This window comes from Candidatus Thiodiazotropha endolucinida, assembly GCF_001715975.1.
Classification (GTDB): Bacteria; Pseudomonadota; Gammaproteobacteria; order Chromatiales; family Chromatiaceae; genus Thiodiazotropha; species Thiodiazotropha endolucinida.
In genome coordinates this window covers 24,318-32,804 of record NZ_MARB01000034.1, presented here as the reverse complement: position 1 = coordinate 32,804, position 8,487 = coordinate 24,318, and the positions used below count along the sequence as shown (strand labels likewise).

The 8,487-nt window shown below is 54.4% G+C and carries 10 protein-coding genes; all 10 read right to left on the bottom strand.

The features are described from left to right. Positions 1 to 257 precede the first annotated feature (257 nt). The 10 genes from CODIS_RS19225 to cobA all read right to left on the bottom strand — a co-directional run bounded on the left by CODIS_RS19225 (position 258) and on the right by cobA (position 8,435). Complete coding sequence (locus CODIS_RS19225; protein WP_162420293.1) at positions 258 to 743, bottom strand: thermonuclease family protein; 486 nt, start codon at positions 741 to 743, stop codon at positions 258 to 260. Positions 744 to 867: 124 nt separating this feature from the next. Continuing rightward, a complete protein-coding gene (locus tag CODIS_RS19220; protein ID WP_235615292.1) occupies positions 868 to 2,478 on the bottom strand; it encodes a nitrite reductase in 1,611 nt (536 codons plus the stop codon). Further along, positions 2,471 to 2,932: a hypothetical protein gene (locus CODIS_RS19215; RefSeq protein WP_069128274.1), complete on the bottom strand. Its 462-nt coding sequence runs from the start codon at positions 2,930 to 2,932 to the stop codon at positions 2,471 to 2,473. Before CODIS_RS19215 ends, CODIS_RS19220 begins: the two co-directional genes overlap by 8 nt. A 37-nt stretch (positions 2,933 to 2,969) precedes the next feature. Continuing rightward, a complete protein-coding gene (gene nirJ, locus CODIS_RS19210; RefSeq protein ID WP_069128273.1) occupies positions 2,970 to 4,139 on the bottom strand; it encodes a heme d1 biosynthesis radical SAM protein NirJ in 1,170 nt (389 codons plus the stop codon). A 9-nt stretch (positions 4,140 to 4,148) separates the two neighbouring features. Next, a complete protein-coding gene (ahbB, locus tag CODIS_RS19205) occupies positions 4,149 to 5,138 on the bottom strand; it encodes a siroheme decarboxylase subunit beta (protein ID WP_069128272.1) in 990 nt (329 codons plus the stop codon). A 14-nt stretch (positions 5,139 to 5,152) separates the two neighbouring features. Continuing rightward, on the bottom strand, positions 5,153 to 5,710 hold the full coding sequence (ahbB, locus tag CODIS_RS19200) for a siroheme decarboxylase subunit beta (protein ID WP_069128271.1): 558 nt from the start codon (positions 5,708 to 5,710) through the stop codon (positions 5,153 to 5,155). Beyond that, the gene (locus CODIS_RS19195; protein WP_154723211.1) at positions 5,701 to 6,186 is read right to left on the bottom strand and encodes an Lrp/AsnC family transcriptional regulator; all 486 of its coding nucleotides are present in this window, start codon (positions 6,184 to 6,186) and stop codon (positions 5,701 to 5,703) included. Before CODIS_RS19195 ends, ahbB (CODIS_RS19200) begins: the two co-directional genes overlap by 10 nt. A 2-nt stretch (positions 6,187 to 6,188) precedes the next feature. After that, positions 6,189 to 7,355: a cytochrome D1 domain-containing protein gene (locus tag CODIS_RS19190; RefSeq protein WP_235615291.1), complete on the bottom strand. Its 1,167-nt coding sequence runs from the start codon at positions 7,353 to 7,355 to the stop codon at positions 6,189 to 6,191. 2 nt (positions 7,356 to 7,357) lie between these two features. Further along, complete coding sequence (locus CODIS_RS19185) at positions 7,358 to 7,675, bottom strand: c-type cytochrome (protein ID WP_069128269.1); 318 nt, start codon at positions 7,673 to 7,675, stop codon at positions 7,358 to 7,360. Then, positions 7,647 to 8,435: a uroporphyrinogen-III C-methyltransferase gene (gene cobA, locus CODIS_RS19180; RefSeq protein WP_069128268.1), complete on the bottom strand. Its 789-nt coding sequence runs from the start codon at positions 8,433 to 8,435 to the stop codon at positions 7,647 to 7,649. Before cobA ends, CODIS_RS19185 begins: the two co-directional genes overlap by 29 nt. Positions 8,436 to 8,487 lie beyond the last annotated feature (52 nt).

The following is an 8,487-nucleotide window of genomic DNA, read 5'->3' as shown; positions in this document are numbered from 1 at the left end:
CTGTTTTTGCGCCCAGCGGCGTTATCATTCGCTCATGTAGCATAACTACACCTCGCTCATTCTGCCTTGCTGGGCACAAAAACAGCCCCAGCAGGGTGTATTGGATTAGTGTTAACAGGCCCTAATACAACTTCAAACAATATGGCCATGACTATCCCCGCCTTGCTACCCTGCTGAGCAGAGATAGCCGCATAACACATGATCGGGAACAAGCCGGATTCAGGCGATGGGTGACTTCACCTTGAAAATCAGATCTATCAACGCTTCAACGAAGCGCCTGCCCAGAGTTGGGCCTGCTTGGGCAGCAAGCCCCATAGCCCCCGCATTTCCTCCTGGGCATTACGTTGTAATGCATGATAAGGATGAGCGGGATTTTCTGCACCTGTTGGCTTGACGATAGCATATCCGTTCAACACCATCCGTTCACTCACGGAAACACCCTCTTTATCCATCAAAATGCCAAGCAACCGGCCATATCTATCCCGCTTTTCCGGCTGATACTGCAGGGTAAAACTATCCTCACCGGTTATCAGTTTGACCAAGTGCTGGGTCGCAATTGCCCCAAGTGAGAACAACGTGTCGTAATCCATGCCGGTTCTACGCATGTCGAGCTTGAATTTTGCATTTTCGGTATCTTCCGGTGCATCGATATCCATCAGCTGAACCCGTTCCTTGCCGTCGGCAAAGCTGATTATTAGGGTATCCCCATCCTCAACGGTGATATTCTCTGCCTGAATCGTCAATTCACTACACCATGCACCGGATGAAGCGAATAAGAGTAGGTTACAAATCATGAAAACTTTGAAATTCAATCGCATCTGTCTCTACCTCCCGAGGGTCTGTAAACACTAATCCGATCAGTCCTGATCAATGGCTGGTCCCTGAGGAGCGTGTCAGTTTATTGTGGACATTGTATTTGCCGGACGGCTTTTTCATTGACAGACGTTCCACCTCATTGAAGTTATTTGCATCGTAGACCACCAATGCACCGTCATCATCCCAGACACTGACAAGGGCGTACTGCCCATCCTTGGTAAACTCCACATGTGCCGAGGTCTTGCCCTCGGCAGGACGCAGGGTCTTGACGATCTCCAGGGATTGCTTATCGATAACATGCATGGCGTCTCTCTCCTTACCGAAAAAGACATCCACCCAGGCATACGGGCTCTGCTCGTGGCTACGCATGAAAAAACCGGGTCCCAATGTTGGTATCTCTTTGATTACCTCCCAGCTTTTAGTGTCGATTACGGTCACTTTGTTCGCCTTGATATTGGGCGTGGCCATGACGTGGCGATCACCGCTGCGCCAGGTAATGGCGGAACTGAGGTGCGGCATGCCGGGCAGCTCGAGTGCCTGCACGGCCCGCCCGATATCGAGATCAACAACTTGTCCGCTGCCATCCCGCGCGGTACCTGCAATCTGTGTGTAATCCTGGGTGATGAAAAAATCGTCCAAGTAATCTTTCACCCGGATCCGGCGGACTGGAAACGGATCGGTAACTCCCGGTTCGCCCGAATCCTCCCTGTAGTCGTGCATCCACCTACCAAATCCTTTGGGAGGCGGTATCTCATAACTGATTTCCCAGACCTCGGTAATATCCTTTAACGCAGCGATGAAACTTGAACGGGGATCGGCGGTATAAACGGCGCTGACCCTGGATGAATTGCCTTTGTCATCTATCACCGGAATGACCTTCAATGGTTTAAGGTCTTCCGCGTCCAGCACGACCAGACTATGGGGTAGATAGTTGGCTACCATGACAAAACGGCCATCATGAGAAACGGCCAGATTACGGGTGTTGATGCCTGCCCTCACCTCGCTGGTGTAGGTCAGGTTATAGATATCGAATTTGCTGATCCAACCGTCTCTGGAGGCAAAATAGACATAACGACCGCCCTGCGCATATTTAGGTCCACCATGCAGGGCGAAGCGGGTCGGGAAACGATGGATCGGTTTGAAGGTATCGCCGTTCAGCAGCGTCGCGTGGTGATCGCCGAGTTCCACCACCACGAACAGATTTTCTATATCGGCCTCGAAGCGCGGCTGATCCGGCAGTGTCCCTGGTTTGTGATGTTCGATTCGACTGGCTGAAATCTGTTGCATACCCCATTGTGGTATATCATCCAGGGGTGTATAGATATGTTTGACCAGTGTTTCGATCTGGCTATCACTCAATCGCTCCTTGAACGGTGGCATCTGCGTGGCCGGCCGGCCTTCGGCAATTGTCTTGTGCGCCTTGGCAGGACGCAGACGATGCAGATTCTCGGGTAGCAGTGCCGGACCCTGGCCTCCCAGCCTGTCTGCGCCGTGGCATTCGGCGCAAAATTTCAGATAAAGCTCATCGACGACTTCAGCATATGCCGAACCGGCATACAGAAAGATCAGCAATAGAAATGTAACAAGCAATGCCGGCACAATCTCATGGCAATCCTGTTTCGATAGCAATGAATCCATCCGCGAGCCTTGTATATTACTCATTGATTGAATCTATCCGGTAGCTGGCATGACAAGAGACACAGTTCGTCATCAATTTGGCCAGTTGCTGCAGGCTGTGTTGTGTGTCCCCCAGCTGTTCTGCATCCAGCGCCAATTGGTCGAATCGACGATGGGTATCAAAACCCAGCATCTTGAATCCAGCCGGTAATCGCTTAACCAATGTCCCTGGCATACCCTGTTGTTGAGTCGCACCCACCTCCCGGGCCGCATCCACGATACCCTGTGTATTTCCCCTGTCGGCTGCAACGAGAATTGCCTGTACTGCCTGTAAGAATCCCCGCATCTCCCTGAGTACCAGATCCCGCTCTTGTTGAGGCATCAGGATCGCACTGCGTCCGTCACTGGCGGGCGCCACCTCTCCCCGCCAAAGGAACTTGTATAGAAGTCCCGCAACCACCAGCAATAAAAGCGCCGCCGGAATACAACAGCTTTTCATTCTCATGGATGCCAGGCCAGTAAACGATGCATGCTTTTCAGCCTGTCGCTACCCGAATACTCGGCGGGGGCTTGATCTCATCATCCGTGAGATAGCAACCCGGATCTTCCGCCCATGGATTGCCGGTGAGTCGCCATGCGCGGGTACGGCTGTTGCCGCCACAGATCGACCGATGGGTGCATTCGGCGCAACGCCCCTCCAGCGGTCGCGTTTTCTGTTTCAGGCCGGCCATCAGGGGTTCACTGGTATCCTGCCAGATCTCTGAAAAACGACGCTCTTTGACACTGCCGAGCGTATAGTCCCACCACATGGTGTCGGGATGTACCCGGCCTTCATTATCGATATTGGCGATATTGACACCGCTCGAATTGCCGCCCCATCGGGAGACCATTTCCTGCAACCTGGCGTGATGTTGCGGCAGATGGTGCGCTGCCCAGAGTAACAGATAAGCACCATCCGCATCGTTGTTACCGGTAACAAACTCCCTTTTGCGTCCCTTTTGCACATCATCCCAGCAAGTGGCGAAGAGGAGATTCATGGCCTCCCGGGTAATTCGATGATGAACGTCGTCATTCCGGTTTTTGTAGCCGCGTCCGGCATAGTTCAGGTGAGAAAGATAGAATTTGTCGATACCCTCATCGTCCATCAACTGTAAAAGATCCGGCAACTCGGCAGCATTATCCTGGGTCAGGGTAAATCTCAGGCCGACTTTAAGACCGGCATCCCTGCAGTATCTGATCCCTCGAATCGACTCATCGAAGGCACCCTGTTTGCGACGGAACCGGTCATGGGTATCCCGCATGCCGTCGATACTGATCCCCACATAGTCGTAACCGACTTCGGCGATATCGGCTATTGTGGTTTCATTGATGAGCGTGCCGTTACTGGATAGACCCACGTAGAAACCCATTGACTTGGCACGCTGCGAGATTTCGAAAATATCGGGTCGCAACAACGGTTCACCACCCGAAAGGATCAACACGGGGACGCCGAAATCCCTCAGGTCATCCATGACATTGAAGACATCAGAGGTTGTCAGTTCACCCGGAAAATCCTTGTCCGCCGAGGTGGCATAGCAGTGGCGACAAGTCAGGTTACAGCGCCTGACCAGGTTCCAGATGACAACCGGGCCCGTCGGTTTTACCGGGCGCCGAACAGATGCGGCCGGTTGGGTCAGGGCATGCAGGTAACGACTGATGCGAAACATAATCAAATCCTAAAAGGCGAGCCGCATACCGGTCTTCTTCAGCACGGCGGAACTGAAAAGCACCTCATGTCCCTGGTTGTACTCTCTCAGTTGTAGGCTCAATTCGTTAACCTTCTGCATGACGTCGCCGCGATCCCTGCCGTGCACCATGGCGAACAGGTTGTAAGGCCAATCGGGCAGGTGACGCGGCCTGGCATAACAGTGGCTGACGAAATCCATGGCGCCAATCCGCTCACCTGCCTCGCGTAACTGATCATCAGGTATATTCCACACGGTCATACCGTTGCCTTTGAAGCCGAGGCGGTAGTGGTTGGGCACCAGGCCCAAACGACGAATAACGCCGGACTGGAGCATTTTATCCATCCGGGTAACCACCTCGCTCGGCCAGCAGCCGATACGCCATGCCAGGGTCTGGCAAGGATCGTGCGTGAGTGGCAGACCTTGTTGTGTCTCGGCGATGATCCGTCGGTCAAGGTCGTCCAGGTCGAATGCCTCCGTCGCCGCAACAGCGGGAATAGAGCGGGTGTTGAGGCTGCCGTCATCACCCATTTCGAACCACAGACCGAGATAGAACTCCTGTTCTTTTGGAAAGGCGTAGACCCGCAGTCCTGTCTCGCTTTCGATCTGCTGGATTGTTGCCTGCATCGAGTCCGTGGTGTCGGTTGCCAACACGAACCACATGTTCAGCCAATGATCCCGTCGATAGTTGTGGGCAACGGCCGCTAAAACGTTGACCTGCTCCGTTATCTTGTCGAATTTCGCATCGGGTACGGACATCGCCGCGAGAACCAGGCTGCCTCCCAGCCGCTCAGCATTGTAGAGTGGGCCGAAGCGGGAAAGCCATCCCCTCTCCAGTAAGCACTGTACCGATCCCAGGACAGTGTCTTCTTCGGAGTCAAGTGCTTTGGCCATCTCGCGAAAGGGTCTATTAGTTAAATCCACACCGCCTTGGAAACGGTTGATCAACTGTCGTTCAAATGATGTCAGCGTCTGTTGCATATTGATACCGATTCCTAAGAGAGACTCGCCGGCGTTTGATCGGACCCCTTGACGGATCCATCACGTTCACTGATATATTTCGCGCCCCGCTGTTTAAACTGCCGCAGGCTGAACAAGACATCGTGGGTGATCCATCCAAGATTGCAGTCATGGATCAACCGGTCCAGATTACGCAACACACCCTCCCTGCTTCTGCCATGAATCATGCAAAAGAGATTATAGGGCCAACGGCCGGGTCGTCTTGGCCTTCTGTAACAGAGTGTGACGCAGGATTGCCGGCCCAGCAGCCGACCGATTTCGGACACACGATCGTCAGGCACATCCCAGACCACCATGGCATTGGCGCGATAACCGAGTTCCCGATGACGCACCACAACACCGAGCCGCCTGATATCACCTGTCTCCAGCAAGCGCCCGAGACGCCTAATGACTTCCGCCTCCGTGATGTTCAATTCGCTAGCGATCTGGGCATAGGGCTGCTCAACCAGCGGCAATCCGCCCTGAATGGCATGCACCAGATCAAGATCCAGTGGATCGGGTTCCAACAGTTGTGACAGTTCTCTCAGGTCCATTGCAGGGGAAATCCCAGGTTGATGTAGAAATCCTCCACCATCGGCAGATCAATTACCTCAAGTCCCGATCTCTTTTCAATCTCCCTGAGTACACGGTTCAACGACACTCTGTCTTCCGCGGTGACCACAAACCAGAGATTCAGACTATGCTCCCGCTCATAGTTGTGGTTGACTTCACCATAACTGCTGACAATGTCGGCAACCTGTTCCAACCGCTCCTTAGGTACTTCCATCGCAGCCAGGGTACTGGCCCCCACTCGATTTGGGCGGAAAACCGGCCCCACCCTGCTGATCAGTCGCTGTGACTGTAGATTGAGTATCGTTGTCATCACTTCACTCTCCGTGCTTCCCACGCGTTCCGCGATGGTCCGGAACGGACGTGGCGTCAGTGGAAAACCGTCCTGGAAGTCATTCAACAACCGACGCTCCAAGGCGTTCAAGGGTCGATCAAGGATGGTCTCTTTTTGCGCAACCATGATCAAAGTCCAATTTGGTGGGCCCGGGAAGTGAGAAAGATCCCGGAGGGCTTGAGTACCGGCCAATCGGCGCGACGAGAAAAGGTATCGGTATCGTAGACCTGCAGCCTGTCGATATCGCGTACGGAGACCCAGACCTCTTCACCCCGGGGTTCGAACTCCATATGCAATACGCCTTTTCCCGGCTTCAGTGTGGTGATCAGTTCAAGGCTCTGAGTGTCGATAATCTGCAGGGTGTCGTTATTGGGAAAGGCAAAATTGACCCATACCTGTCGGCCATCGGGGCGCGCCATCACGAAGACGGGTTGACCGTGGACATCGAGTCGACCGACCTCCTGCCAGCTATCGGTATCGACGACCAACACCTGATGCTGGCCCACAGCAGGAATGAACAAGCGTTTACCTGCGATAGCCCAACCTTCAAGATGTGGCATCTTATAGACTGGCAGCTTCTGCTCACCTTTACCGTAGTCAGCCAGAATCCGGCGCGGCCCCTTATCCGGATTCCACAGATCCAGGAGGGCCAGGCCGTCTTCCCCATAGAGTCCGGCAATGTAGTAACGGCCATCCGGTGTGATCAGGGCATCATAGGGCTGCAGGCCGATGTCCATGAATTTCCTCACGACGGGTTTTGCCTGATCACTCATATCGACCATCCAGATTTCGCCGGCATCCCACAGGCTGAAAACAAATCGATTGCCCGGTGCGTCGACCAATCCAACCACTTTCGACTGTTTTCCATCTCCGTAGGTTGCCGGGATATCGGCCACCATTTCAAGACTGACGGCATCGAAGATACGCACGCCGCCCGGTTCGTAGTTGGAGACCGCCACCAATCGGCCGTCCTGTGATATCGCCCCCCCGATGCTGTTACCGGACTGGACGACACGGGCGGCCACTTTTCGTTGCAATATGTCGACTTTAGTCAGCCCCCCGTCCCGCCCAAAGAGATAGGCAAACCGCTCATCCCGGGAGAACACGGCCGAGGCGTGAGAGAGATCGCCCAATCCCTCGATACGACCCAGGATGGTGTTACCGGTTGTCTCGATGACCTGAAGGCTTCCGTCCGCACGTTCCACGACCACCCCGAGATCACCTGTACCTCTCCATTCAGTGGCGTTCAACAAGGGCGAGAAGGTCAGCAGGAAAATGATTGTGAAAAGCCGCATTCTCATTGCACACCCTCTTTGATCTGCTGTGCAAGCCAATCAGCCTCTCTGTTTGTGAGAAATGGCCGCCAGGGCGGCATGGGGGTACCCGTACGGCCATAGAGGATGGTGGCAGCGAGAAAGTCGACCGGTTTGCCTTGCAGCTTCGTTGGTGTCAGTGGCGGACCCAGTCCCCCCTTCAGGGAGAGACCGTGACAGGATCCGCAATCGTGTTTAAGCAGGTTGAGCAGCTCGATGCGCCTCGGTTCGGGAATCCCGGCGGCTGAAGCGGACTGGGCCAGGAACAGGAGGCTAGCAATGATCAAGACAGGTTGTTTCATCGCTCATCTCCTGGGTCTGGTACCAGGCAAGTTGATCGGCCAGCGCCACCGTCTCACCGATAATGATCATTACAGGCGAACTGAGCCGCGCCTGTTCCACCTCGCGACTCAGCGTAGAGAGCGTTGCCTGAACCATACGCTGGCGGGGCGTGGTGCCTTCCTGGATCACGGCTGCCGGTGTGTCCGCCGCACGACCTGCGTACATCAACTGTTGGGTGATTGTCTCGATATTCGACAAACCCATATAAACCACCAAGGTCGCGCTCTCATCCGCCAGTTTCTCCCAGTCAAGATCCAGCGCCTCCCCGTCACGGAAATGACCGGTCACCATCCTTACCCCCCGGCTCATTGAGCGATGTGTCAGGGGGATGCCGGCATAACAACTGACTGCGGATGCGGCCGTGATCCCAGGTACGATTTCGAAGCGGATACCGTGTTGACGCAGATGCAGTGCCTCCTCGCTACCCCGTCCAAAGACAAAGGGATCGCCGCCCTTGAGACGTACGATTGTGCGGGATTTTTTTGCCAATCGGGTTAACAGCGAGTTGATCTCATGCTGTGGCACACAGTGCATGCCCGGTGACTTGCCTACAGCAATGCGGGAAACACCGGGAGGGATCATTTCCATGATCTCCGGTGAAACCAGGCGATCGTAGACCACAACATCGGCTGACTGCATCAGTCGAAATGCCTTAACGGTCAAGAGTTCCGGATCACCGGGCCCCGAACCTACCAGATAGACAACCCCTTCTGTTTTCATAAGATGCGCCTGTCAACGTATTGGCTTGATTCGCACCGGCAAGTCCATGATT

What these genes read in the sequence shown, in the direction of transcription:
- nirJ (WP_069128273.1), bottom strand. Translation starts at nt 4,139, where the DNA reads ATGTTTCGCATCAGTCGTTACCTGCATGCCCTGACCCAACCGGCCGCA.
- CODIS_RS19195 (WP_154723211.1), bottom strand. Translation starts at nt 6,186, where the DNA reads ATGGTTGCGCAAAAAGAGACCATCCTTGATCGACCCTTGAACGCCTTG.
- ahbB (WP_069128272.1), bottom strand. Translation starts at nt 5,138, where the DNA reads ATGCAACAGACGCTGACATCATTTGAACGACAGTTGATCAACCGTTTC.
- CODIS_RS19220 (WP_235615292.1), bottom strand. Translation starts at nt 2,478, where the DNA reads ATGAGTAATATACAAGGCTCGCGGATGGATTCATTGCTATCGAAACAG.
- CODIS_RS19190 (WP_235615291.1), bottom strand. Translation starts at nt 7,355, where the DNA reads ATGCGGCTTTTCACAATCATTTTCCTGCTGACCTTCTCGCCCTTGTTG.
- ahbB (WP_069128271.1), bottom strand. Translation starts at nt 5,710, where the DNA reads ATGGACCTGAGAGAACTGTCACAACTGTTGGAACCCGATCCACTGGAT.
- cobA (WP_069128268.1), bottom strand. Translation starts at nt 8,435, where the DNA reads ATGAAAACAGAAGGGGTTGTCTATCTGGTAGGTTCGGGGCCCGGTGAT.
- CODIS_RS19185 (WP_069128269.1), bottom strand. Translation starts at nt 7,675, where the DNA reads ATGAAACAACCTGTCTTGATCATTGCTAGCCTCCTGTTCCTGGCCCAG.
- CODIS_RS19215 (WP_069128274.1), bottom strand. Translation starts at nt 2,932, where the DNA reads ATGAAAAGCTGTTGTATTCCGGCGGCGCTTTTATTGCTGGTGGTTGCG.